20 protein-coding genes and 2 tRNA genes are annotated in these 25,458 nt (G+C 33.5%); 18 read left to right on the top strand and 4 right to left on the bottom strand.

Going from position 1 to position 25,458, the window contains the following annotated elements:
* Positions 1–3 precede the first annotated feature (3 nt).
* Positions 4–591, bottom strand: coding sequence for a metallophosphoesterase (locus QTL86_RS06830; RefSeq protein ID WP_013657187.1), 588 nt, complete (start codon positions 589–591; stop codon positions 4–6).
* A 154-nt stretch (positions 592–745) separates the two neighbouring features.
* Between QTL86_RS06830 and QTL86_RS06825 the strand changes: the two genes are divergently transcribed.
* The 8 genes from QTL86_RS06825 (at position 746) to nth (ending at position 8,069) form a co-directional block, all read left to right on the top strand.
* A tRNA-Tyr gene (locus QTL86_RS06825) sits at positions 746–826 on the top strand.
* 3 nt (positions 827–829) lie between these two features.
* Positions 830–902: transfer RNA gene (locus QTL86_RS06820), tRNA-Phe, on the top strand.
* A 222-nt stretch (positions 903–1,124) separates the two neighbouring features.
* Positions 1,125–2,471, top strand: a complete 1,347-nt coding sequence (locus QTL86_RS06815; RefSeq protein ID WP_127066632.1) for a L,D-transpeptidase — start codon at positions 1,125–1,127, stop codon at positions 2,469–2,471.
* Positions 2,472–2,604: 133 nt separating this feature from the next.
* Positions 2,605–3,954: an NADP-specific glutamate dehydrogenase gene (gene gdhA, locus QTL86_RS06810; RefSeq protein ID WP_127066633.1), complete on the top strand. Its 1,350-nt coding sequence runs from the start codon at positions 2,605–2,607 to the stop codon at positions 3,952–3,954.
* 152 nt (positions 3,955–4,106) lie between these two features.
* Complete coding sequence (locus QTL86_RS06805; RefSeq protein ID WP_127066634.1) at positions 4,107–5,144, top strand: HD-GYP domain-containing protein; 1,038 nt, start codon at positions 4,107–4,109, stop codon at positions 5,142–5,144.
* A gap of 88 nt (positions 5,145–5,232) precedes the next feature.
* Complete coding sequence (locus QTL86_RS06800) at positions 5,233–5,517, top strand: hypothetical protein (protein ID WP_127066635.1); 285 nt, start codon at positions 5,233–5,235, stop codon at positions 5,515–5,517.
* Positions 5,518–5,629: 112 nt separating this feature from the next.
* Positions 5,630–7,372 (top strand): B12-binding domain-containing radical SAM protein, encoded by a 1,743-nt coding sequence (locus QTL86_RS06795; protein WP_410496854.1) that lies wholly within the window; start codon positions 5,630–5,632, stop codon positions 7,370–7,372.
* Between the two features lie 4 nt (positions 7,373–7,376).
* A complete protein-coding gene (gene nth / locus QTL86_RS06790) occupies positions 7,377–8,069 on the top strand; it encodes an endonuclease III (protein ID WP_127066637.1) in 693 nt (230 codons plus the stop codon).
* A gap of 34 nt (positions 8,070–8,103) precedes the next feature.
* On the opposite strand, the gene QTL86_RS06785 is transcribed toward nth, so the two are convergent.
* On the bottom strand, positions 8,104–9,378 hold the full coding sequence (locus QTL86_RS06785) for a glycosyltransferase family 4 protein (RefSeq protein WP_410496852.1): 1,275 nt from the start codon (positions 9,376–9,378) through the stop codon (positions 8,104–8,106).
* 32 nt (positions 9,379–9,410) lie between these two features.
* Positions 9,411–10,025: a hypothetical protein gene (locus QTL86_RS06780; protein ID WP_013657195.1), complete on the bottom strand. Its 615-nt coding sequence runs from the start codon at positions 10,023–10,025 to the stop codon at positions 9,411–9,413.
* Positions 10,026–10,135: 110 nt separating this feature from the next.
* Here QTL86_RS06780 and QTL86_RS06775 point away from each other — a divergent pair, with 110 nt between their 5' ends.
* From QTL86_RS06775 to QTL86_RS06760, 4 genes are all read left to right on the top strand, one after another.
* Complete coding sequence (locus tag QTL86_RS06775) at positions 10,136–12,181, top strand: ATP-dependent helicase (RefSeq protein WP_410496851.1); 2,046 nt, start codon at positions 10,136–10,138, stop codon at positions 12,179–12,181.
* Entirely contained in the window at positions 12,150–12,305 is a 156-nt protein-coding gene (locus QTL86_RS06770) for a hypothetical protein (protein WP_013657197.1), read from the top strand. The genes QTL86_RS06775 and QTL86_RS06770 overlap by 32 nt, the downstream gene beginning before the upstream one ends.
* 43 nt (positions 12,306–12,348) lie before the next feature.
* On the top strand, positions 12,349–13,899 hold the full coding sequence (locus tag QTL86_RS06765; protein WP_127066640.1) for a VanW family protein: 1,551 nt from the start codon (positions 12,349–12,351) through the stop codon (positions 13,897–13,899).
* Positions 13,900–13,984: 85 nt separating this feature from the next.
* Positions 13,985–15,571: a transposase gene (locus QTL86_RS06760; protein WP_410496850.1), complete on the top strand. Its 1,587-nt coding sequence runs from the start codon at positions 13,985–13,987 to the stop codon at positions 15,569–15,571.
* 174 nt (positions 15,572–15,745) lie between these two features.
* On the opposite strand, the gene QTL86_RS06755 is transcribed toward QTL86_RS06760, so the two are convergent.
* Entirely contained in the window at positions 15,746–18,415 is a 2,670-nt protein-coding gene (locus QTL86_RS06755) for a transglycosylase domain-containing protein (protein WP_410496849.1), read from the bottom strand.
* A 524-nt stretch (positions 18,416–18,939) separates the two neighbouring features.
* Here QTL86_RS06755 and QTL86_RS06750 point away from each other — a divergent pair.
* The 6 genes from QTL86_RS06750 (at position 18,940) to QTL86_RS06725 (ending at position 25,450) form a co-directional block, all read left to right on the top strand.
* Positions 18,940–21,045, top strand: coding sequence for a glutamine synthetase III (locus QTL86_RS06750; RefSeq protein ID WP_127068068.1), 2,106 nt, complete (start codon positions 18,940–18,942; stop codon positions 21,043–21,045).
* 129 nt (positions 21,046–21,174) lie between these two features.
* Positions 21,175–22,113, top strand: a complete 939-nt coding sequence (locus tag QTL86_RS06745) for a 1-phosphofructokinase family hexose kinase (RefSeq protein ID WP_127066643.1) — start codon at positions 21,175–21,177, stop codon at positions 22,111–22,113.
* Positions 22,114–22,129: 16 nt separating this feature from the next.
* Complete coding sequence (gene hflX / locus QTL86_RS06740) at positions 22,130–23,386, top strand: GTPase HflX (RefSeq protein ID WP_410496848.1); 1,257 nt, start codon at positions 22,130–22,132, stop codon at positions 23,384–23,386.
* 252 nt (positions 23,387–23,638) lie between these two features.
* The gene (locus QTL86_RS06735; protein ID WP_127066645.1) at positions 23,639–23,884 is read left to right on the top strand and encodes a DUF6514 family protein; all 246 of its coding nucleotides are present in this window, start codon (positions 23,639–23,641) and stop codon (positions 23,882–23,884) included.
* Positions 23,885–23,989: 105 nt separating this feature from the next.
* Positions 23,990–24,619, top strand: a complete 630-nt coding sequence (locus tag QTL86_RS06730) for a YigZ family protein (protein WP_127066646.1) — start codon at positions 23,990–23,992, stop codon at positions 24,617–24,619.
* 99 nt (positions 24,620–24,718) lie between these two features.
* The gene (locus QTL86_RS06725) at positions 24,719–25,450 is read left to right on the top strand and encodes a YebC/PmpR family DNA-binding transcriptional regulator (RefSeq protein ID WP_013657206.1); all 732 of its coding nucleotides are present in this window, start codon (positions 24,719–24,721) and stop codon (positions 25,448–25,450) included.
* Positions 25,451–25,458 lie beyond the last annotated feature (8 nt).

The following is a 25,458-nucleotide window of genomic DNA, read 5'->3' as shown; positions in this document are numbered from 1 at the left end:
TTTTTAGATTTCTAAAATATAATAATTATATCCGTTAATAACTTGAATATTATTATGTACTAAAATACGTTTAGCATTAGATGAATAAGTAAAGTGATTGTGTCCATACAAATGATATTTGGGTAAAAGCTGCTCATAAAGCGTATAAAAACTTTTAAATCCTATATGACACTGACTATTGGGATTGTCCCCTATTCCAAAGGTAGGAGAATGAGTAACTAAAATATCAATGGGTTTTTTACAAGTTCTAACAAGTTTTTTAACGCGTTTTTGCATTTTTTCTTCAGTAAATTGAAATGGACCACCTTTATATTCAATAGAACCACCTAATCCAGCAATGCGTAAACCATTAAAAGTAACAACCTTATCCTCGATACAATCACAACCTTCAGGAGGCTGTGTGAGATAGCCCTTATCATGATTACCATGAACATAAAACACTGGAACTGCCAGCATAGTAACTAAAAAGGATAAATAAGATGCTTTTAAGTCACCACAAGAAATCACACAAGCTATATCTTGAAAGTTTGATTTATCAAAGAAGTCCCAGATATAATTACTTTCTACATCAGAAACAACTAAAATTTTCATAAATTGACCGTCCTTTAGCTTTTGTATGTTATCTATTATACTATAATGTCATAAAATTTCATACCATAAAAAATAATTGTTTTATATACAAAAAATATTGACAGTATACGTTGTATTTGTTATGATGTACAAGTGTTAAGAAAACATATCGTATGGAGGGATTCCCGAGTGGCCAAAGGGGGCAGACTGTAAATCTGTTGCGATAGCTTCGAAGGTTCGAATCCTTCTCCCTCCAGATGCCCAGATAGCTCAGTCGGTAGAGCAGAGGACTGAAAATCCTCGTGTCGCTGGTTCGATTCCGGCTCTGGGCACTTTTTTATGTTTAAAACCGTAAATTAAACATAGGGCTAAAAATCCTCCTAATTCGATTCCGGCTTTAGGCATTTTTATAGGATCTAAAACCGTACACTAACAAAAGACTAAAAGGGTACTATTTTTTCAATAGTACCTTTTTTGCTTTTAACAGTAAAATTTATCATGTTTGTCCCTTTTCTATCATATGATATGTTGTAGACAAGTTGGAGGGATGTAATATGAATAGATATCGTCAAAAATTAACAATTTTATCATTTACTATTGTAGTAATACTCGTTTTATTATGGTTAATTAAAGGATTTAATTTATCTTGGGTAGAAGTGAAAAAAGATTATGCGGAAATTACAATCAATTTTCTACTACCAATGGAACAAGCCGGCTTCGAACAGTACATTAAATGGTTAGGTGAAGTGCCTTATGAAAATAATGTAGACTATTCAGTTACTTGGATTAAACCAGAAGTTGTATCTATAAAAGTCAAAGAAACCAGTTTAATTAAAGGGAAAAAAGTAAAGATGCTTATTGAAAATGCCCCTACAAAATGGCAAGGAATTTGTAAATCTGAAGAAGTACATATTGCTTTTAAAGCTCCAATTCATATACTAAGTCCACAAAATGATTTTCTTATTTCTAGTAGTAATTCATTTGAAGTTCAATTTAGTACACCTATGAACGCTACTCAAATCAATAAATTTTTGCAATGCGACGCAACTTTTTATATCAAGCCTTATATGGTAACAGCTACTAATGGTAAACAATATACAGATTTAACGCGTTTTGTTTTTACTCCTAAATCACCTTTAGAAAATGGTAAACGTTACGTTCTTTCTTTCAAGACAGGCATGCCTTCACATACGGGAACCCTACTAGATGAAGATCAAGTATTTGTGTTACAGGTAGACCAAAAACCATCTATTACTAAGACTTATCCCGCTAAACAAGATAAATGGATTGGTCTTTATCCACGTTTAACTTTAGAAAGTAAAGAGCCTATTGTTAAAGCTACTGTTATGATTGCGAATGATAAAATTAATGGCATACTAACAGATGCTCATCATGCCTATTTTATTTTGCAAGATCGATTAAAACCAGAAACAACATATGAAGCTATTTTTCAAACACAGGTGGCAAGTGGTGAAATAAGTGAACCTGAAACGGTTCAATTTACCACAACTACTTTAAAGCAAAATCGTCTATGGTTAGAAGTAGTTTGTAGTCAAAATACAGTAGTTTACTGTTATCAAGGCGAAAAAAAGATTAAGACCATGGTTTGCTCATTAGGCGAAGGAAAATATGCACCTCCTCTTGGCACATATTATTTACAAGGTAAAGCAGATGTTTATGAAGATGCTGTGCATAAAGAGGGTGCTAATTTTTGGATAAAAATTAGTGATGAATATGGCTTTCAAGGTTACATAAGAGATGCTTACTGGAATATACTTACCAGCGCTAGTAAATCTCTGGGTGCAAGAACTAAAAGAAGAAACATCATTTTAAGTGATGAGGATGCTAAATGGCTTTATGAAAACTTGCCTGATAATACTATGATTATAATCAGAAATTGATTAATACATCTTTATTTATAATTCAATAAAATTCAATAAAAATGAATTATTTTGTTGAAAAAATTTCGTATTATGATAAAATGTTTTTAGCGGAAGATGAGCCGCAGGAACTTAATTTATAGGAGGCGTATCTATGAGTTTTCGTACGGAGTACATGCAGGACTTAATGAGTAGAGTAGAAAAAAATCATCCTGCACAACCAGAGTTTCATCAAGCAGTAAAAGAAGTATTATTATGTATGGAGCCAGTTGCTGAGCGCAACCCACAATATGTTAAATCAGGAATCTTTGAACGTATTGTAGAACCAGAACGTGCTATTATGTTCCGTGTATCATGGGTAGATGATAACGGTAATGTACAGGTTAACCGTGGTTACCGTGTACAATTCAATAGTGCTATTGGACCATATAAAGGGGGACTTCGTTTCCATCCATCTGTAAACTTAGGTATTATTAAATTCTTAGGTTTTGAGCAAATCTTTAAAAATTCCTTAACAGGTCTACCAATGGGCGGAGGTAAAGGTGGTAGTGATTTTGATCCAAAAGGTAAATCAGACCAAGAAATTATGAGATTTTGTCAAAGCTTTATGACTGAGCTTAGCAAACATATTGGTGCTGACACAGATGTTCCTGCCGGTGATATTGGTGTAGGTGCTCGTGAAATTGGCTTTATGTTTGGTCAATACAAACGTCTACGTAATGAGTTTACTGGCGTGCTCACAGGTAAAGGACTTAACTATGGTGGTTCTCTTGTAAGAACACAAGCTACAGGTTATGGCTGTTGCTACTTTACACAAGAAATGCTTGCTACCAGAGGTGAAAGCTTTGAAGGCAAAACAGTAGTTGTATCTGGTTCTGGTAACGTAGCTATTTACGCTGCTGAAAAAGCTATAGAACTTGGTGCTAAAGTTGTAGCACTTAGTGATTCAAATGGCTATATCTATGATCCAAATGGTATTGATCTAGATGCTGTTAAACAAATTAAAGAAGTAGAGCGTAAGAGAATCAAAGAATACGTTAATATACATAAAGATGCAACCTATACAGACGGTTTCCGTGGTATTTGGACTATTAAATGTGATATTGCACTTCCATGTGCTACACAAAATGAATTAGATGAAGAAGCAGCTAAAGCGCTTGTAGCAAATGGTGTTATGGCTGTTGCAGAAGGCGCTAATATGCCTTCTACTCCTGAAGCAGTAGAAGTATTCCAAGCAGCAAGCGTTCTATTTGCTCCTGGTAAAGCAGCTAATGCAGGTGGTGTAGCAACTTCTGGTCTTGAAATGTCTCAAAATAGTATGAGATATAGCTGGACATTTGAAGAAGTAGATGAAAAATTAAAAGGTATTATGAAACATATTCACACTGTTTCTCGTGAGGCAGCTACACAATATGGTGAACCAGATAATTATGTGCTTGGTGCTAATATTGCAGGCTTCTTAAAAGTAGCTGATGCTATGTATATGCAAGGTGTTGCTTACTAAAAAATATCCCTCTCATGATATATGAGAGGGATATTTTTTACCCTCAATACCAAAAGCTTTTTTTTAGTTTATATTGTATAATAAATGGAATTAGTATAAAATTTAGTTATAAGACAATTTGTAATAACAGAATATAATGTAGGGGGAAAGCTATGCCAAAGTTAACAATTCCATTAAATGAATGTATGCCAGGAATGCTAGTTGCTGAAGCTGTTAGAAATTTAGATAATGGTTTAGTCTATGTGGGTGAAAATCAAGAATTAACAGCAGAAACTATTGAAACCTTAAAGGAACTCAGTTTTGATGAGGTTACTATTTTTGTTAATACATGGGATGATGTATGGAAAATCACTAAAGAAACAAGAGAAAGCTATAAAAAATGTACAGATACCGTTCAAGTACTTCTTAATCAAGTTACAACTGATAATGTAGTTGATTATGAAGCCTTTAAAAATGTTAAGCTACAAATGCAAGATGCCTTTAACGATAACTATAAAATAATTGGTTGTATTAACCTTTTTAAATATGCTGATAGCTATACATATACACATAGTATTAATGTTGCTTTATTAAGCATGCTGATTGGGAAATGGATGAAATATGGGGAACAAATGATAGAATCCTTATTAATTGCTGGACTATTACACGATATTGGTAAGATGAAAATAGATCCTAAAATCTTAAATAAACCAGATAAACTAACAGAAAGTGAGTTTGAAGAAATTAAGCAGCATTCTCGCTATTCTTATGAACTACTTCAAGATAATAAAAGTATAAGTTTAGATATTAAAATAGGAATCTTAATGCACCATGAAAAAATGGATGGTTCAGGTTATCCTTATGGGGTTTATAGTGAAAATATTAATGATATCGCTAAAGTATTAGCAGTAGCAGATGTTTATGACGCTATGCTCTCAGAAAGGCCGTATCAAAAAAAACATTCACCTTTTGATGTGATGCAATTAATGCAAGAAGGTGTATTTGGAAAGCTTGATACAAAAATTCTATTAACATTTTTAACTAATATTGCTACTTATTACATAGGAACTTACGTTCAATTAAGCAATGGTCAAATAGGAGAAGTAGTTGCCATTAATCCAGCCTGCGTTTATAGACCTATTATCAAAGTACAAGATAAGTATATTGATCTCTATACGGATCATTCTATTCATATTATTGAACTTACTTGATTTAAAAAGCTTATGCATAAAATCATAATTAGTGCTCATACTAACTTCGTAGAATATTTCATTTCATGAAAAGGAGTATAGCATTCATATGAAAAAATTAATATTTTTATCAGCACTTGTTGTGATGAGTTTTGCTTTTGTAGGTTGCACAGCAACTAATAATGGTACTACAGCAACTAATCCACCGATTGAAAGCACAATGCCAAGTTCTACTGTAAGTCCTACAGTAAGCCCTACAGTAATTCCTACCACAAGTCCTACAGGTAATGCAACTAATGGTGTGGTTAATGAAAAAAATGGTGTGGTTAATGATGGTACTACTACTAACAATAACACTACTAATAAAACAACCACTAAAACAACTACTAAATAAGTAATTGATTTATATAAAAGCAAGGGTGATACCTTTGCTTTTATTTTGTGTTAGGATAAGTTTTTAAAATATGCTATAATGAGGCAAGCAATATATAGAAAGGACTGTTAATTTGAAAGTATTATTATTAGCACTTAATGCCAAATATATTCATACTTCATTAGCTTTGCGTTATATAAAAAGCTACTGTAAAGACTATGAATCCCATATAACTATTTTAGAAACAACTATTAATAACAATGAAACTGAAATGATTAAAGCCATCTATAAGGAAAAACCAGATATTATCGGTATCTCTTGTTATATTTGGAATATGTCTTTTGTAAAAACCTTGATTCCTACATTAAGAAAGCTTTTACCTCATACAACGCTAGTTTTAGGTGGACCGGAAGTTTCTTATGAAGGAGATCACTTATTTGAAGCATTAGATATTGACTTAGTGATGGAAGGTGAAGGGGAAGAGACTTGGAAACAATACTTAGACTATCGTATCCAAGGTAAAGGCTCTTTACACGATATAAATGGTATTATTTATAAGAAGGAAAATGTTATTATTAAAAATGCACCTCGTCAGCCACTTGATTTAAAGCATTTGCCTTTTGTATATGACTCTTTAGAGGGTTTAGAACATAAAATCATTTATTATGAGGCTTCTAGAGGTTGCCCTTTTAATTGCCAATACTGCCTTTCATCCACGCATAAAGGCGTACGCTTTGTTCCTTTAGAACGCGTAAAAATGCATCTTACTTACTTCCTAAAACAGCGCGTCAAGCAAGTTAAGTTTGTAGATCGTACCTTTAATACTAAAAAGGCCTATGCGATGGCCATTTGGGAGCATATTATAGCAAATGATAATGGCTCTACTAACTTTCACTTTGAAATCGCAGCAGAATTAATTGATGATGATATGCTAGAACTTCTAAAAGGTGCTAGAAATGGTCTTATTCAATTTGAAATAGGTGTCCAATCTACTAATATGAAAGTACTAGAAGCCATTTCTCGTAAAATGCCCTATGAAGATATTAAAGAAATAACAAGAAAAATAAAAGCACTAGGTAATATTCATCAACACTTAGATTTAATTGCTGGTCTTCCTTATGAAGATTATGCTTCTTTTAGAAATTCCTTTAATGATGTAATTGCCCTACGTCCTGAGCAATTTCAATTAGGCTTTCTAAAACTTTTAAAAGGATCTGGATTAAGAAAATCAGCAGAAACTTATGGTCTTATTTATAAAGATGAGCCTCCTTATGAAATCCTTTATACAAAAGAAATGAATTTTGATGAAATGCTGAAGTTGCATAGCATAGAAGAGCTTTTAGAGAGATATTATAATAGCGGTCGCTTTCATAACAGTCTAGAGTATTTATTCACCTGCTTTAAATCACCTTTTGACTTTTTTGAAGCTCTAATGGTATTTTGGGAAGAACAAGACTATGATTTGATCCAACACAACAAGCTAGCTTATTATCTTCATCTCATTACTTTTGCAGCCCAGCAGACTACTGTTAACTCTGAACTTCTCAAGGAATATATTCGACTAGATTATATTCTTCACGAACCTATTCGTGAAATGCCAGAAGCATTTGAAACCTTAAATCGTGCAAGCTATAAAGTATATTATAATGACCTACTTAAAGATGATTTGTTTATTATGAACTATCTACCGAATTTAAGTGATTTGGTTCCTAGACAACGCTATAAAGAAACTCATTTAGAGTACTTCCGTTATAATGTATGGGAAAATTATTTAAGTCAAACCTATGATTCAGCAGAGTTATTACAGATTCCTATGGGGATATTATTTGATTATTCCTCTTCACCGATAAAAGGTATTTTAATAGAAAAGGAGTAGAACTATGAAACAAAAACAACAAATTGCTTTTTTATTAGATACATTAGATACGTATTACCCTAAAGAAGTTATTTGCTACCTGCATCATCGCACGCCCTTTGAACTTTTAATTGCTACAATATTAAGTGCCCAGTGTACAGATGACCGTGTTAATCAAGTAACACCTGAGCTATTTAAACAATTTCCAAATGTAGAAGCTTTTGCTACAGCTGAACTCAAGGATGTAGAAGAGGCCATTAAAAGTACAGGGTTTTATAAAAATAAAGCTAAAAACATTATTGCTTGTTCAAGACGGCTAGTAGAGTGCTTTAATGGTGAAGTACCTTCAGATATTGAGTCACTTGTGACTTTAGCTGGTGTAGGTAGAAAAACAGCCAATGTTATTAGGGGAAATATCTTTCATATTCCTAGCATTGTAGTAGACACACATGTTAAGCGCATTAGCATTAGATGGGGGATTACACCTTATGAAGACCCTGTTCAAATAGAAAAAGATCTTATGACTAAATTGCCAGATTCCCATTGGATTCGGTATAATACACAAGTGATCGCACATGGACGTAGCATTTGCACAGCACGTAGTCCTAAATGCTTGAACTGTATGTTTTTAAGCCACTGCCCTTATGGTCTAGTACACTCTCAAAAACAGCTTCCTATAGAAGCACAAGAAGCATTAGCACAAGGTCATATGTATTAATCAAAAAAGTTCCTAGATTACACTAGGAACTTTTTTATTGCTCATCTTCTATGCGGTCTTTAGATGTATTTTTAATATTGTCATTTAAAGTTTGTTTCTTCTTAGCAAGTAGCTTCTTTAAACGAAGGCGAGGTTTCTTATGAGGGTTAGCTTCATAAAATTGATCTAATATTTCATGGTAAAATGCCTCAGCATTTAAACCAAAAGTTTCAGCAGATAAAGGTTTAACAGAGTAGAGGGCATTATTTGCTAAATTTTCTCTATAACTAGAATCTGATAAAATAGTGACTAAAGCTTCTGATAATTCTTCTTGATTATGGAAAAGTAGGCCATTATAGCCATCTCTAATGAGGCCTGCAATACTCTCATCCTCTTGTGCAACGATAGGCAATTTTGCAGCCATAGCTTCTGCAAAAGTTAACCCTTGTGTCTCTGTAACAGAAGCACTGACAAAAACATCACCTAATTGATACATTTTTCCAATACCACTCCATGGTTGCATTCCTGTAAAAATAACCGAATCTCTGACACCTAACTTTGTAGCTAATTCCTCTAGTTCTAAACGAGAAGGCCCATCCCCGACTATAACTAATTTAGCAGTAGGTAGCTTTTTAAGAACAAGTGGCATAGCTTCTATAAGTACATCTATACTTTTTTCTTTTGCAACACGCCCTACAAATAAGATAACAGGGTCAGTTGTTGGGATTTGAAATGTCTCCTTTAAACGGAGAATTTCTTCAGCAGCATATTTTTCACAATTAAAAGGTGAAAAATCAATGCCTGTAGGTATAATACGAATAGGTTTTTTTACACCATAACTTCTTAAAAGCTTTTCTGTTTTTTTAGTAGGAGCAACAACACCATCTACACCATTACAAAAAGATTTACTGTATTTACGTGCGATTTTAGGTGAAAACTCGATTCCTTTAGAAACATAGTGCATATAATCTTCATAAACTGTATGATACGTATGCACAATAGGAATATCTAACTTCTTAGCTACTAATTTTGCAAAAATACCTACTGAAAATTCTGTTTGAGAAAGAATAATGTCTAACTTTAATCGTTTAATTTTATGAACTGCCTTATTAGAATAAATAATCCCTACACGATGATCCTTTAAAAATATAAAGGGCAAACTCGCTATACGATGTACATAAGGTGAATGATCATCTGCATCAGGATGGCTAATCGTAAAAATATAGACATTATGGCCTTGTTCGCGTAATTTCTTCTCCAAGGTTAAAATAGAGCTTACAACTCCATTAACTTGTGGAGAATAGGTATCTGAAAAAATACCAATATTCATTTTATCATCTCACTTTCATTAAGACGTTATCTTTAAGATAACTGACTAAGAACTTTTTCTAAGAGTGGAGAGTTCTTCATATTTTTCATGGCAGTTTCTTTAATCTGATTGAGTGCCTCAGAGTCATTCATTAACTTATAAATTTGAATCAGTAACAAGTAACACTTAGATGCATCACATCCATATAATATACTCATTTCTAGAACTTTTCTAGCTTCTTTAACGAAGCCATTATCATATAATATACTACCATATTCATAAGATATATCCATAAAGTTAAAATAATTTCTTTCATAACTTGTTAACATGTCTAATCCACTAGGTCCAAATTGCTGTTTAATTTCTAAGTTAGACATTTGTTTTAAATTAACCATAGGAGTTTTAGCACAATTTAGAAGTTTCAAGTAAATTTCTTGGCAACTAGAATTGTTAACCACAGGATATTTCTCAAAATCAACTGATAAAAATAAATTCTCTGGAATAGTTTTTGCACGTACAAACTGCATGGTATGTTCTTTTTCTAATGCCTCTCGCCAATCCCCTTTTTTCTGTTTATTCGTCTTTTCTACTCTTTGTTTAAAGGTTAGTCCTAATATGAATATTCCCATGACAAAGCACGCAAATGATGGCAACCAACTTAAATCCATTAATTAACCCCTTTCATAAAAACATTATGTTTATTATAATATAATTTGTCTATAATTTAAAGGGATGATTGTTTCATCTCTTAATTTGACTGGAATAGAGGGAAAATATCATGGATTTAAATAAGAGCCAGAAACAAGCTGTGACCTGTTTACTTAAACCTACCCTGGTCATTGCCGGACCAGGCTCAGGAAAGACACATGTCATTATTAATCGTGTTCATTATATGATTGAGCAATTAAACTGTGCACCACAGCATATACTTGTCGTGACCTTTAGTAAATTAGCTGCGGAAGAAATGAAACAACGTTATGAAAAAATTCATGGTGTAACAGGTGTAACATTTGGTACATTACATAGTGTATTTTATCGCATTTTAAGACGCTCAGACCCAAGACGTTATGCCATTGAACATTTACTTTTAGAAGATAAAAAGAAAAGTATCTTGCAAAACCTTATAAAAGAATTAGAGCTTGATGAAGAAGAAGATTTTATAGAAAACTTTACAAAGCATCTATCACTTATGCAAAACCAACTTATAGAATCCAAAAACTATTATCCTGAAGGGATCTCTAGAGAAGCGTTTATTAAGCTTTTAAAACATTACGAAGCCTTTAAAGAGCGTCATCAAGCCTTTGATTTTGATGATATGCTAGTAGCTTGTTATTACTTGTTAGATAACGATGATGCTATTTTAAAAGTTGTCAGAGCGCAGTATCAATATATCTTAATTGATGAGTTTCAGGATATTAATGAAGTACAGTTTCGTATTATTAAAAAAATAGCAGAAGCAAAACGTCAAATTTTTGTTGTAGGTGATGATGATCAAAGTATTTATCAGTTTAGAGGTGCCAAGCCTGAGTTTTTACTAGATTTTAAAAAGCATTTTCCAGAAGTAGAAGAGATTTATTTAGATGTTAATTATCGTTCAACACAAATGATTCTTAACTATAGCCTAGCTCTTATTGAGCACAATACTAAACGTTATCTTAAGGCATTAACAACGCCTAATGCCAAGGGGAGTGCTCCTTTGTTTATTCCTTGTAAGGATGCTAAGGAAGAAGCTCTTTTAATTGTGAATGAAATTATAAAACGCAAGAATGAAGGACTTCCTTTAACAGAAATGGCTATTATTTATCGTACTAATTTACAAGCAAGACCTATTGTAGAAACTTTATTAGCAGCTAATATTCCTTTTTGTCTACGTGACGGTATGGTCAGCTTATATGATCAGTGGATTACACAAGATTTATTTGCCTACTTATATCTAGCAGAAAATATTAATCAACCTGAGCTAGCAGCCCGCATTATTAACAAACCTAAACGCTATATTAGCAACGCTGCTATGCAGCAAGCTAAACAGATGGGTGGGCATCTTTTTATGAACTTATTAGGGCTAGAAACCTTAACTGAGTGGCAAAAAAACTATATTCAGCAGCTTTTATTTGACCTACAGGTTTTAAAAGAAAAGGATTTGAAAAATGCAATAGCTTATATTCGAAGAAATATCGGTTATGATCAATATGTAATGGACTATGCAAGTTTTCGAAAGATGCCTGCTTCTAGTCTATTAGAAGTACTATATGATATTGAAGATTCAACCGAAGGCTATGTTTCATTTAAGGAATGGGAAAATATGCTTAAAACGATGTCCGAAGAAGTAAAGACACAAACTAATCATAAAAATATCAAGCAAGAAGCACTTAACTTGATGACTATGCATGGTTCAAAAGGTCTAGAATTTAATACTGTTTTTATTATTGGTGTTGTAAATGGGACAATTCCTCATCATAAAAGTCATTTGCCTGCTGAACTAGAAGAAGAAAGGCGTTTATTTTATGTAGCTATGACACGTGCCAAAGAAAACTTATTCATTTATTCTCCAGAAGAACGACATGGGAAAAATGTAGATATTTCTCCATTTATCAGTGAGATTCAGGTGCAATTAGTACAATCAAAACTCAAAGTAGGCCAATCACTTTACCATAAAAGCCTAGGGAAAGGATTAATAATGGAAATATTGGAAAATGCTGTGATGCTTGTTAAATTTAACAATGGACAAGTACGAAAAATAGATAGTCATTACGCTATAAAAAATGCTATAATAGTTTGGGAGGATGAAATAGATGAAAAACCACACAAATCAAAAAAAGAGTAAAAATAAAAAACACAAACAATCCCTTAACATGTTTGAATGGGGGCAAAAGTATAAAAAGACTTTTGCTGGTGCTATATGTGTCATTCTTGCTGTTTCTATGATACTAAGTATATTACAATTTTAATAGACCACTCTTATCAAAGTGATCAATAACTAGGAGGTGCAATATGAAATCCAAAAGTCTCTTAAAATGGAGTGCCATTATTGGGGCTGTTGTCATTATTGGTATATCTCTTGGTACTATAGGTTACATATACACTAAGGTAACTGAATTTGAACAAGTATTTGCCCAAAATGTATATATAGAAGATTTATCTGTTGGAGGTTTAACAAAAGAAGAAGCTAAGCTTAAGCTAGAAAACATGAAAGAATCTGAACTAAAACAGCAATCAATCGTTTTATATAAAAATGAAATTAAAAAACAGATTGCATGTAATGAACTTGGTATAACCTATAATATTGATGAGACTATAAACAAGGCTTTTGAGTTAGGTCATCAGGAATCATTTTTTGAAAAATATCGTATTTCAAAAGAAGGATTAGCAAATGCACAGAAATTCGAACTTACAAAAACCTTTAGTGATGAACCTATCCATAATTTTATAAAAGAAAATGCCACATTCTTTTATAAAGAGCCTGTCAATGCCAGTATTGAACGAAAAAATAGACAATTTTTTGTTACAAAGGAAGTAGAAGGTGAAGCTCTTGATGAAGAAGCTACCTTTGAAAAAATGGCTGAAGCATTAAAGGAACCAAATAATGAACTTAATGAACTTATAGAAGTAGAAGCAGTTACTAAAACTGTTATACCTGAATATACAGAAGCTTCTTTTGCAGATGTCCAGACACTTATTTCAAGCTTTTCTACTTCCTATAATAATGCCAGTGCCAATCGTAATGAAAATCTAAAGGTGGCAGCACAAAAAATCAGTCGCATGCTTTTACCTGATGAGATTTTCTACTTATCTAACCAATTGGAACCATTTACTGAAGCAGCTGGATATAAAAATGCTGGTGTTATCGTTAATGGTAAAATAGAAGATGGCTTAGGTGGCGGTGTTTGTCAAGTTGCATCTACACTTTACAATGCTGTTCTTTTAACAGATATAGAAATTGTTTCTAGACAAAATCATTCCTTACCTGTAGCCTACGTGCCACTAGGACGAGATGCCACTTATGCAACAGGTGTTATAGATTTTAAATTTAAAAATAATACTGGATATCCTCTATTTATCGAAGGCTATTGTGAGAACAATAAGGTATATGTTAATATTTATGGTCATAAAGACGCTATACCTGAATATGATATCAAATTTGATTCTGTAGTAACAGAGGTTATTCCTGCTCCGGCGACTAAATATGAAGATGATTCAACACTTGAAAAAGGTAAAGAAGTAGTAGAGGTAAAAGCTTTAGATGGTAAACGTGTGAAGCTTTATAAGTTATATTACAAAAATGGTGTATTAGAGAAGAAAGAATTAGTAGATACAAGCTATTATAAACCAAGAGCTGCTGTTATCAAACGTGGCACTAAAGAAGTGGTAACCAATCATACACCTGCTACACCAACTACGCCACAAGCTACTACGCCTCCTACGACAGTTCCTGAAGAAACAGAAACAAATCCTACTGGAAACGAGGCCTCTATACCAATAGATGATATCCCTCCATCAGTTAATCCAGATGATTTAAATAACTTTGAAGTTATACAACAATAGAAAAAAGGGGATGTAAAAAAACTCCCCTAACGAAAAAATCGCTGAGGTCGTAAGACTTCAGCGATTTTTTTGGTATAATTTATTTATGCTACTAAACAAAAATACCAATGATAATTTTACACCAAGACAGCTAAAATTACCATTGGATATCGAAAAAATAATTGATATTTCAGATCCAGTATATACTTTATGCGAAGTAATGGATCACATTGACCTAACACGATATTTTGTAGAGAAGGACTGCAAAATAGGTCGTCCAAGATGTGATTCAGATAAAATGCTTAAGATTATACTTTTCACTTTTATGGAGCATGGCATTAGTTCTTTAAGAAATATTGAAAAACTCTGCCGTACAGACATCAGATATATGTATCTTCTTGACGGAATGAAAGCTCCATCTTTTGCTACTTTCAGCAACTTTATTCGTAATGAATTAACGACTTCAATTGAACAAATCTTCATTGATATCAATTCTTATATTTTTGATCAAGAGCATGTGGATTTACATCACACTTACATCGATGGAACAAAGATCGAAGCTAATGCTAATCACTATACCTGGGTATGGAAGAAATCTTGCATCAAAAATAGAAACAAAGTGTTCGAAAAGATCTCATTACTCATCGATACAATGAATTCAGAGATTCTTAGTTTTCTTAATGTGAAGTTAGAAAAAAGAGATGAATATGCGATTGATTACGTTGAGGCATTGCTTGAAAGTTATCAGAAGGCAATAAATCTAGAGGTTTCAAAATTTGTTTCCGGAGCTGGGCATAAGAAAAGTATCCATCAAAAACAGTATCAGGAAATGCAGGGGTATCTAGAACGCCTCAAGAAATATGCAAAGCACATCGAAGTATGTGGAGAGCGAAGAAATAGTTATTCAAAAACTGATTACGATGCAACTTTTATGAGAATCAAACGTGATTATATGGGAAATGACCAGCTCCTTCCTGCTTACAATATGCAGGCTGCCATATGTGATGAATATATAGCTGTAATAGACGCAAAACCTTATGCTTCAGACATGGAATGTTTTCAACCCTTAATGGAAAAGTTTAATGCTACTTATGGTCATTATCCAACGTATCCTGTTGCTGACGCAGGATATGGTTCTTATAACAATTATCTTTATTGTGAGGAACATGGCATGGAAAAATATATGAAATTTACTATGTTTGAGAGGGAAACTAAGAATCAAAAATATCATTATGATCCATATCGTGCAGTAAATTTCAAAAGAGATGAACACGGAAACCTGATCTGTCCTAATAATAAAAAGTTTATATATAAATGTGATAGGCATATATATAAAAATCAATATGGTAGAACAGAAGAAATATATGAATGTGAAGACTGTGCAGGATGTCTATATCGTAGTGAATGTTGCAAAAGAGCACATGGAAATAGAACAATACGCCTTAATCGAGAATTAACAGAAATACATAAGGAAGTAATAAATAATCTAGAATCAATTCATGGTGCCTTATTGTGTATGAACAGAAGTATTCAATCAGAGGGGACATTTGGGATAATTAAGTGGGATAGATCTTATAAAAGATTATTTCGGCGAGGTGAAAAAGCTGTCATTTTAGAATTCACGTTAATTTCTTGTGGATACAACCTCTATAAGTATCATAACAAGAAACATCGGACATCCATAGCTGCATAAAAAACGGATATAATATCATCATTTAAAGCCTATAAAACCATAGGCTTAATAAGTGACTTCTAATTTTGTGATAATGACAATAAATCTATAAAAAAACAAGGAGCAGGTCGCTACAGGCGACCTGCTCCTTGTTTCGAGGCTGTTTTTTTACAGCCCCTTTTTTCTTATTTATTTTTATCCTTGTGGAAAGAAGAAGCCATCATCATCATCAACACCTGGAGTAGGATTTGGATCTACTGTTGGTGGCAAACTTGGCTCTGGTATGGTAGGTGTAGGGGTTGGTGTTGGTGTTGGTGAAGGATATGCACCTTCTGAGCCATCATCAGGTATATCTGGTGATGGAGAAACTCCTGGAATATCACCTGGATTTTCAGGGTTTTCTGTATTATCTGGTCCATGAATATCACAAATCTCATCTTGAACAATAACACCGTCTACTACCTTTCTTACACGAGTTTCTTTAACACGTTTATCAGCTGGGCAGTATTCGTTGGCTACTTTATGTGATTCTGTACAAATTTCAACTTCTACGTGTAAATCACAGTATTCAGTAGGCTTATTAGCTGATGTAAAGAATTCATTTTTAACAACATGATTTGGATCAGCTTCACAAAGAGCAGTAGCACGTTTTCCAGAAACTGTACAAATCTTAATCTCAGAAACACCACTATTATCAATAGTAACTTTTGGGAATGATTTGTACTCTAAATCTTCATGTATTTCACTCATAATTTTACCCCAAATAACAAGGTGATAGTTACCACCATTATTAATTGGTGCAGGCTGAGAATAGCCGGACCATATAGTTGCTACATAATAGGGAGTATAACCCGCAAATACAAAGTCTTTATTATCAGTTGTTGTACCTGTTTTACCAGCAATAGGCATCCCTTTAAAGTTAGCTCTTACCCTCGCTCCTGTATGAGGACTTGGGCCATCCACAACCTCCTGCATCATATTCGTTAACATACGTGCTGTAGATTGTTTAAGAACAGTATGAGAATGAAGTGTAATGGCTTCATTTGTATTATCTATAATAATACGGTCCTCACTATCTTTTACTTGAGTATAGAAAACAGGTTTGACATAAACGCCATCATTAGCAATAGCACCATAAGCAGCGTTAAGCTCAAGTGGTGTAACACCTTGAGTAAGACCGCCTAGTGGAAGCGAGTGTACTTTATCTGAATCTGATAAAGTTGTAAATCCAAAACTTTTCAAGTAATCAAATGCATTTTCAATACCAACATAGTCAACTGCTGTTTTAACGGCAATAACATTCATTGAGTTAGCAATAGCTTGACGTACTGTATAAGTCCCTGTATAATTCCCATCCCAGTTTTTAGGTGACCAAGGTTTACCATCACCTAATTTATAGGTAATATGCTCATTAATAATTTCAGAACCTGGTGAAAGTTTACCCATATCCAGTGCAGGTGCATACGCTGCTAATACTTTAAAAGTAGAACCTGGTTGTCTCTTGGCTTGAGTTGCATAATTAAAGCTTAAGTTAGATTTTTCACCACGACCACCAGATAAGGCTTTTACTTGACCTGTTGCGTAATCCATGAGTACAAAAGAAGCTTGTGGCTGAGGTTGTTTAATCAGGTTTTCAGTATAAGTATCCTCTGATGTAATACCCCATTCTTCAAGTTGTTTTTGTTTAAAACTTTCAACTTCATCTTCATTATTAACAATAATATTATAAACCTGCTCTTCAATAGGTGTACCATCTGCTTTTTTACCAGAAATACTATAATCTAATTGAATTTTATAAAGGTGAGCAGGGTATAAGCTGTCATCTTGGATGTATTTATCTGCAATTTCTTGCATTTTAGTATCCATTGTACTATAAATCTTTAAGCCACCACCATAAATCATTTTTTTGGCATTGGCTTCTGTATAACCTTGGTCTTTCAAATCTGATACAAGTTGGTTAAAGAGTGCATCTATAAAATAGCTATGTGGTTCTTTTTCAAGATATTCTTGATGTACCTCATAAATATTTTCATATGGATTTTCTTTTAAAGCTGCTGCATGTTCTTCTGGCGTAATATACCCTTGATCTTCCATTTTTTGAAGTACAACCTTAACCTTCTCCCAGTTATTCTCTGGATTAGAAATAGGATTGTAGTAAGTTGGCCTTTGAGTAATAACAGCAATAACTACACATTCTGTTAAACTAAGATCTTTTACATCTTTGCCAAAGTAACGCTTAGAAGCTGCTCTAACACCTGAAACACCTTGTCCTAGTCCAATCGTGTTTAAATAATACTCTAAAATAGTATCCTTTGAATAAAGCTTCTCAAACTCGATTGCTAAATATTGTTCTTGAATCTTACGTGTAAACGCTTTATCAGAACTTAAAATATTATTTTTGATAAGCTGTTGGGTAATGGTACTTGCTCCTTCACTTAAGGAACCACTTTTTAAATTGGTTACAATTGCTCTAAAAATACCTCTGATATCAATACCATTATGCTCGTAAAAACGTTCATCTTCCGTAGCAACAACGGCATGTTGCAAATTAAGAGGGATATCTTTAAGTTCTACATATTCTCTGTTTTCCGCTGGTTCAAAGCTATCGATAGGCTTTCCCTCTGAATCATATACAAAGGAAGTGTAATTTCCCTGAGGGCTAATATCCAATGTAGATGGGTCTGGGGTACTTTTTATAATACCAATAAAAATGCCTAAACCTCCGCCTACTAGGGCAAACATACCAATAATAAGGGATATAATAATAATACGAAAAGCTGTTACTTTTCCTTTCTTTTTCATTTGCTTAGTTTTACTTTTGTTCTTTTTCTCTATTTTGTCTCGAGAATCTTTTGAGTAATTCATAATTTCCTCCTCCTCAACGCTATATTATATCAAAAATATCAGTTTTAAGCAAAATAAGTGTTAGGCATTACCCACCTATTATATAACAATTTTAGGTTTAAATATATAACAAACACATTAAGTTTTCGTATAAATGGAAAAAACAGGAATATATTTTGTGTAAAGTAGGTTTTAGGAGGAAACAAATTCCACACATTATTACCATTTCTATTAACTCTAAGTATTATTATTGCCATTATTTCCATTATTTATATTCAATGAGGTACCAAAATTATTCCTCCTATTATAAGTGGTACAAAATAGAAGTAACCTTTCATGTTACTAAAGCTATGAATAGTTCACTCTCTATTGTCCTTAAAATCTATGAGACTAATGTTTCGGCTTTATATTTCGAAGAATTAAAATTATATTATTCAGCATAATACTCTATAAGATAAAAAAATACGTAAATTAAGGTTGTCATTCCTCAAAACACCATGTTATATTTATGAAGACGAAATTAATAGTAAAGAGGTATCGATGTGATGAACGATTTAAAGCTTTCTGATTTATTTGGAGTAAATGTTTTTGATGACAATTTAATGCGCGAGCGATTACCCAAAGCGATTTACAAAAAATTACATAATACCATTGACAAAGGATTGCCACTTGATCCTGCAGTGGCTGATGTAGTTGCTAATGCTATGAAAGATTGGGCAATTGAAAAAGGAGCCACTCATTTCACACACTGGTTCCAACCTATGACCGGCAAAACAGCAGAAAAATATGATTCTTTCTTATCACCAACTTCTGACGGTCGCATGATTATGGAGTTTTCTGGTAAAGAGCTTATTAGAGGAGAAGCTGATGGTTCATCCTTCCCATCTGGCGGTTTAAGACAAACTTTTGAAGCTAGAGGCTATACCGTCTGGGACTGTACTTCTCCAGCTTTTTTAAAAGAAGATGCAAGTGGGGTAGCACTTTGCATTCCAACTGCTTTTTATTCTCATACTGGTGAAGCATTAGACAAGAAATCTCCTTTATTACATTCAATGGAATGTATTCAAAGCGCAGGGATTCGTGTATTAAGAGCCATTGGGGATGAAGCCACTACAAAAGTAACAGCTACCGTTGGTGCAGAACAAGAATATTTCTTAGTTGATAAAAGACAATATCAACAACGTAAAGATTTAATTTTTGCAGGTCGTACACTCTTCGGAGCAATGCCTCCTAAAGGTCAAGAAATGGAAGACCATTACTATGGTAGTATTAAAGAAAAAATTGCTAAATATATGCGTGACATAGATGTAGAACTTTGGAAATTAGGTGTACCTTCAAAAACCAAACATAATGAAGTAGCACCTGCACAACATGAGTTAGCTCCTATCTTTACAACTGCTAACGTAGCCTGTGATCAAAATCAACTTATTATGGAAACACTTCAAAAAGTAGCCAATAGACATGAATTAGCTTGTTTACTCCACGAGAAACCTTTTGCTTATGTTAATGGTTCTGGAAAGCATGTTAACTGGTCATTAGTAACCGATACAGGTAAAAACTTGTTCTCACCAGGAAAGCATCCTCACGAAAACAAAGAATTCCTTCTTTTTACATCAGCAGTTATTAAAGCTGTAGATGTTCATGCGGATTTATTAAGGCTCTGTGCTGCTACAGCAGGTAATGACCATCGTTTAGGAGGTAATGAAGCACCTCCTGCTATTATCTCTATTTTCCTTGGCGATGAAATCACTCACTTATTTGAGCAAATTTCTCAAGGTGAAGAGGTCATTGAAAAAGGCAAACAAATGATGGAGATGGGTGTTGCCACATTACCACAACTCAAAAAAGAAGCATCCGATCGTAATAGAACATCACCTTTTGCTTTTACTGGTAATAAGTTTGAGTTTAGAATGTTCCCATCCTCAGAATCTATTGCTGAAGCAAATACTTTTTTAAACGTTATGGTAGCAGATGTACTTAACGAATTTGCAAACCGCTTAGAAACAGCAGAGGATACTCAAAAAGAAATGGAAGCTATCGTTAAAGAAACGTATTTAAACCATAAACGTATTATTTTCAACGGCAACGGCTATTCAAATGAATGGGTAGAAGAAGCAGCACGTCGTGGTTTATCTAATTATAAAACAACAGTAGATGTACTACCTTGCTTCATTAAAGAAGACTCTATTGCTTTATTTGAAAGAAATCAAATTTTCCATCGTAGTGAACTTTTCGCACGTTATGAAATCTTATTAGAAGAGTACTATAAAACCCTTAATATTGAAGCAAGAACAATGCTTGATATGGTCCAAAAACAAATTATGCCTGCTACACTTCAATACACAACTCAAATTGCAGAACATATTATTGCGTTAAATAAAGTAGGGGTATTTGAAGTTAATGCCCAAACAGAACTTCTACAAAGTTTAACAACTGCTATTAATACTTTAAAACAATGTACTGATCAGCTTCACCAAGAGCTTGAACAAAGCACTCATATTGAAGAGGCTTATGATAAAGCCGTGTTCTTTAAAGAGCATATTTTAGTAGACATGGAAGCTTTACGTCAGGTTGCAGATGAATTAGAATTACTAATCGATGAAAAAGCATGGCCAATTCCAACTTATGGTGAACTTTTATTTAGAGCTTAATCAAACATCTCAAAAGTGTTTTGTAGACTTTTAGGTCTATAAAGCACTTTTTTAAATTCTTTATGGATAATTTTATAAGGAATATGCTATAACTATATAAGTAGACTAACATAAAGGTTGGTGAAAAAAATGATTATTACAATAACCCCCTTTCCATCAATTGAATACATATATGGTATTGAAGAATTCACTCCTAATTGCCAAATTTCTTCTAAAAATGTATCTCTCAATGTCTTATCAAAAGGGGTTTATAGTGCTCAAATGATGAAGGTACTTCAAGAAGAACCTATTTTATTAAGTAGCTTTGGAGGATTTGCGGGAAAAAGTATTAAACACTATTTAGATAAAGCTAAGGTTAAATCGGATATTGTTTGGACAGACTATGAAACACCTCATCAGGTTAAAATCACTCTCTCTACCAGTTCCGACTATTATGCTATTTGTAGTGAAGAAGATTTTGCTATTGAAAAAGAGATCCTTAAATTAAGTTATAAACTTAAAACGCATATCAAAAAAGTGTCAACCTTGGTTTTATCTGGGAGATTACCTCATGGCCAAAATCCTCAAATATATAAGGAATGGGTAAAGGAAGCTAAAGCCCATAATGTTAAAACCCTTGTGTCAACAGGCCAAAAAGAAGTGCTTGACTTTGTTTTAGAAGAAAAACCTTATGCACTTATGTTTACACTCAGTCAACTAAAAGAATTAGGGTATGATATTTCTAATATAGAGACTATTTTAGATCAATTACTTCCCTTGTTTGAACACGGCATTCACTATATTGGTGTTTACTTAAAGGAAAAAGGAGCTCTCATGCTTTCTAAGCATAAATACTGCTTAGTTGAATCACCTTTTTTACCTATTAATAAGAATAATACTGCTGCTAGCGGTGCTTTTTTAGGGGCCTTTGCCATTGGTATTAATCGGAAGTATGAATTAGAAAGATTCTCTAAACTTTGCTTATGTGCTGCTTCAGCAGCTAATTCAAATGTTAATTATCAAATCTGTACAAGAAAAGATGTAGAGAGTCGTTTGAAAAAAACTAAAATCAAACAACTTATCCGCTAATTAAGAAAGGAATACTATGATTACACATAAAGAACAGATAGAAAGATTAATTCTTGTGGCAGCACAGAAGAAACAATATAAAGAAGAAGAGGCATGGGAAAGCTTAGATGAACTTGCTGAACTTGTAAAAACTGCCGGTGGAGAAGTCATAACACAAGTCTTACAACGTCTTGACCACATTAATCCTGGCTTTTATATTGGCTCAGGAAAAGTCGAAGAAATCAAAGAAATGGCTCAGCTTCATGGGGCTACAGGGATTGTATTTGATGATGAGCTGTCCCCTATTCAAATGCGTAACTTAGCAGAAGCACTTCAAATTAAAGTAATGGATCGTACAATGGTTATTCTAGATATCTTTGCTTCTAGAGCACTTTCTAAAGAAGGTAAGCTACAAGTAGAAATGGCTCAGCTTAAATATCAATCATCACGTTTAATAGGCTTTGGGACAATGCTTTCTAGACAAGCTGGTGGTATTGGTAGCCGTGGACCTGGTGAAAAGAAACTTGAACTAGACAAACGTCATTTAAAAGTGCGTATGGAAATCTTACAAGCAGAACTGGCAGAAGTTGAGAAGCATCGTCAGCTTATTCGTTCAAGAAGAGATAAAAATAATACACCTGTAGTAGCTATAGTAGGTTATACTAATGCAGGCAAATCTACCTTACTTAATCAGCTCAGTGGTAGCGATGTTTATGTACAGAATCAGCTTTTTGCAACACTAGATCCTACTACACGTGGTATCACTTTGCCTAGTGGCTCTGAGATTCTATTAACAGATACAGTAGGCTTTATTCGTAAATTACCACATCACCTAGTAAAAGCCTTTTATTCGACATTAGAAGAAGCTAAATATGCAGATATTATTCTCCATGTTATGGATGTCAATTCACCTCATTTAGAAACACATCAACAAGTCGTTTATGAAACTTTATCGCGCTTACAAATATCAGATATACCAATTGTTGCTGTTTACAATAAAATAGATACTCATGCCGAAGACTATCCTAAAGATGAACATGCTACCTATGAAACGTATATATCTGCTAAAGAAGGCATTGGCTGTGAGCATTTATTATCTGTTTTAGAAGAAATTTTATATAGTAACATGCAAGCTTTTGATATAGATGTTCCTTATACTAACCAAGATATTGTAAGATATTGTCATGAATACGGAGAACGCTTAGAAGAGGAGTATACAAATGAAGGTGTAAAAGTAAAAGGCTACATGCCAAAAGATAAATTTTATAAAATTGAAGCATATATTTTGTCGTAATTATGTGAATTATTAGATTATAGATAAGTGGGACAAATTAAATATCGCAATATCTGCCATTATCCTTACTTTTTAAAAGATTTTTTTATCTTTGCGTTTTGTTTTTACCATTATTTGTAAGTTATCTGTAGAATAGGGTAGCTTTCCACGGAATAAACACGATATATTATTGTGTGAAATTTCAGCAAATAATAGTATAATAAATCCATGAGCAGAGGCAAGAAATAAAATTCTTTATCTTGGAGGAAGTTTATGTTAATGGAAAAGCAATATATTGGACAATGCGAAATCCCAAATATGACCATTCGCTACTACATGATTAAACAAGGTACTTACTACGGAGTTGAACTAGTCGAAGAACAACGAGATAAACTTATTTGTATGTCAGAATTGATATCAGAGGTAGCCGAAGTAGCTTTATCTCTTGCTGAAAAACTTTTTAAGAATAATGTAACAAACGTTACTTTAACAGATATTATTGATGACTGGATTGGCTAATAGCTATCAAGACTACTAGGAACAGCTTCCTAGTAGTTTTTTGTTGCTATTCATTTATTTTTTATGATAGTATTAAATTAATTTTAACAACAAGGTGATATGATAATGGATTCTTTTAAAACAATAGCTCAAAATGGTGAAGCACTCATCATTGAGAAGAAATCAAAGTTCATTGCAACTGTTTATCAAGTGCAAACAGTAGAAGAAGCAGATTTATACATGCAACAGCTTCGAAAAAAGTATTACGATGCCACGCATAACTGCTTTGCTTATCAAATAGGAGAGAATGATGAATTTCAACGTTCAAGTGATGATGGCGAACCCCAAGGTACTGCTGGAAAACCCATATTAGAAGTCTTAAAAGGAGAGCAAGTAAAAAATATACTTATTTGTGTCACAAGATATTTTGGTGGAACGCTTTTAGGAACAGGTGGGCTTGTAAGAGCTTATGGTAGAGCAGCTAAAGAAGGCTTACTTACTGTTGGGATTATTGAGAAAAGACGTATTCGTCTTTTTACTTTAAAAATGCCTTATACACTATCAGGGAAAGTTCAATATCTTTTAGGTGAGAGGAACTATGTTATTAGGGAAAGTATTTACCTAGAGGATGTAACCTTTATTGTAGAAGTACAAGTTCATGAGGAGAAAGCCTTTATCAAATGGTTAGAAGAAAGCACAAATGCAGGTATTGACATTTTACCAGGAGCATATGATTGGATTGAAGTGAAACTATAAGGACTTATTGCTAAAAATAAGTAGCTTATGGTAAAATAAAGCATATGTTTTATCAAACCTAACCCCATGGGGTTTAAATCCAAGGAGGAATAAAGATTTATGTCTGGACATTCAAAGTTTGCCAACATTAAGCATAAAAAAGCTAAAAATGATGCGCAAAAAGGAAAAGTATTTACAAAAATAGGGCGTGAAATTGCCGTAGCCGTTAAAGAAGGTGGTGCAGATCCTTCTCTTAATAGAAAATTAAGTGATGTTATTGCCAAAGCAAAATCAAATAATATGCCAAACGATACAATCCAACGAAGCATCAAAAAAGCAGCTGGTGATGGAGATAACGTTCATTATGAATACATTACTTATGAAGGTTATGGTCCAAGTGGGGTAGCCGTTATTGTTGAGACCTTAACAGATAATAAAAATCGTTCAGCTGCCAATGTACGTTCTTACTTTACAAAAGGGAATGGAAATATGGGAACAACAGGGTGTGTTTCTTTCATGTTTGATAAAAAAGGTCAAATTGTTATTGAAAAAGAAGCAACTGATATGGATGAAGATGAACTAATGATGATGGCTATTGAAGCTGGTGCAGATGATTTTGAAGCAGAAGAAGAAGGCTATACAATTACAACTTCACCTGAGAGCTTTTCAGATGTACATGCAGCTCTAGAAGCAGCAGGCATTGAAATGGCTGAAGCAGAAGTTACTATGGTACCACAAACTTGGACGACACTTACTTCAGAAGCTGACATTAAAGCAATGAATCGTATGCTTGACCTTCTTGAAGACGATGATGACGTGCAGAATGTTTACCATTCATGGGATGAAGAATAGGCATTGAT

It is taken from the genome of Cellulosilyticum sp. ST5 (genome assembly GCF_046529625.1).
GTDB classification, from domain to species: Bacteria; Bacillota; Clostridia; order Lachnospirales; family Cellulosilyticaceae; genus Cellulosilyticum; species Cellulosilyticum lentocellum.
The sequence above is the reverse complement of the archived record's forward strand: the minus strand, read 5'-3'. Positions and strand labels throughout refer to the sequence as shown.

What these genes read in the sequence shown, in the direction of transcription:
- QTL86_RS06760 (WP_410496850.1), top strand. Translation starts at nt 13,985, where the DNA reads ATGCTACTAAACAAAAATACCAATGATAATTTTACACCAAGACAGCTA.
- QTL86_RS06745 (WP_127066643.1), top strand. Translation starts at nt 21,175, where the DNA reads ATGATTATTACAATAACCCCCTTTCCATCAATTGAATACATATATGGT.
- QTL86_RS06815 (WP_127066632.1), top strand. Translation starts at nt 1,125, where the DNA reads ATGAATAGATATCGTCAAAAATTAACAATTTTATCATTTACTATTGTA.
- nth (WP_127066637.1), top strand. Translation starts at nt 7,377, where the DNA reads ATGAAACAAAAACAACAAATTGCTTTTTTATTAGATACATTAGATACG.
- QTL86_RS06765 (WP_127066640.1), top strand. Translation starts at nt 12,349, where the DNA reads ATGAAATCCAAAAGTCTCTTAAAATGGAGTGCCATTATTGGGGCTGTT.
- QTL86_RS06755 (WP_410496849.1), bottom strand. Translation starts at nt 18,415, where the DNA reads ATGAATTACTCAAAAGATTCTCGAGACAAAATAGAGAAAAAGAACAAA.
- QTL86_RS06725 (WP_013657206.1), top strand. Translation starts at nt 24,719, where the DNA reads ATGTCTGGACATTCAAAGTTTGCCAACATTAAGCATAAAAAAGCTAAA.
- QTL86_RS06830 (WP_013657187.1), bottom strand. Translation starts at nt 591, where the DNA reads ATGAAAATTTTAGTTGTTTCTGATGTAGAAAGTAATTATATCTGGGAC.
- QTL86_RS06750 (WP_127068068.1), top strand. Translation starts at nt 18,940, where the DNA reads ATGAACGATTTAAAGCTTTCTGATTTATTTGGAGTAAATGTTTTTGAT.
- gdhA (WP_127066633.1), top strand. Translation starts at nt 2,605, where the DNA reads ATGAGTTTTCGTACGGAGTACATGCAGGACTTAATGAGTAGAGTAGAA.
- QTL86_RS06800 (WP_127066635.1), top strand. Translation starts at nt 5,233, where the DNA reads ATGAAAAAATTAATATTTTTATCAGCACTTGTTGTGATGAGTTTTGCT.
- QTL86_RS06780 (WP_013657195.1), bottom strand. Translation starts at nt 10,025, where the DNA reads ATGGATTTAAGTTGGTTGCCATCATTTGCGTGCTTTGTCATGGGAATA.
- QTL86_RS06805 (WP_127066634.1), top strand. Translation starts at nt 4,107, where the DNA reads ATGCCAAAGTTAACAATTCCATTAAATGAATGTATGCCAGGAATGCTA.
- QTL86_RS06775 (WP_410496851.1), top strand. Translation starts at nt 10,136, where the DNA reads ATGGATTTAAATAAGAGCCAGAAACAAGCTGTGACCTGTTTACTTAAA.
- QTL86_RS06735 (WP_127066645.1), top strand. Translation starts at nt 23,639, where the DNA reads ATGTTAATGGAAAAGCAATATATTGGACAATGCGAAATCCCAAATATG.
- QTL86_RS06770 (WP_013657197.1), top strand. Translation starts at nt 12,150, where the DNA reads ATGAAAAACCACACAAATCAAAAAAAGAGTAAAAATAAAAAACACAAA.
- QTL86_RS06730 (WP_127066646.1), top strand. Translation starts at nt 23,990, where the DNA reads ATGGATTCTTTTAAAACAATAGCTCAAAATGGTGAAGCACTCATCATT.
- QTL86_RS06785 (WP_410496852.1), bottom strand. Translation starts at nt 9,378, where the DNA reads ATGAATATTGGTATTTTTTCAGATACCTATTCTCCACAAGTTAATGGA.
- hflX (WP_410496848.1), top strand. Translation starts at nt 22,130, where the DNA reads ATGATTACACATAAAGAACAGATAGAAAGATTAATTCTTGTGGCAGCA.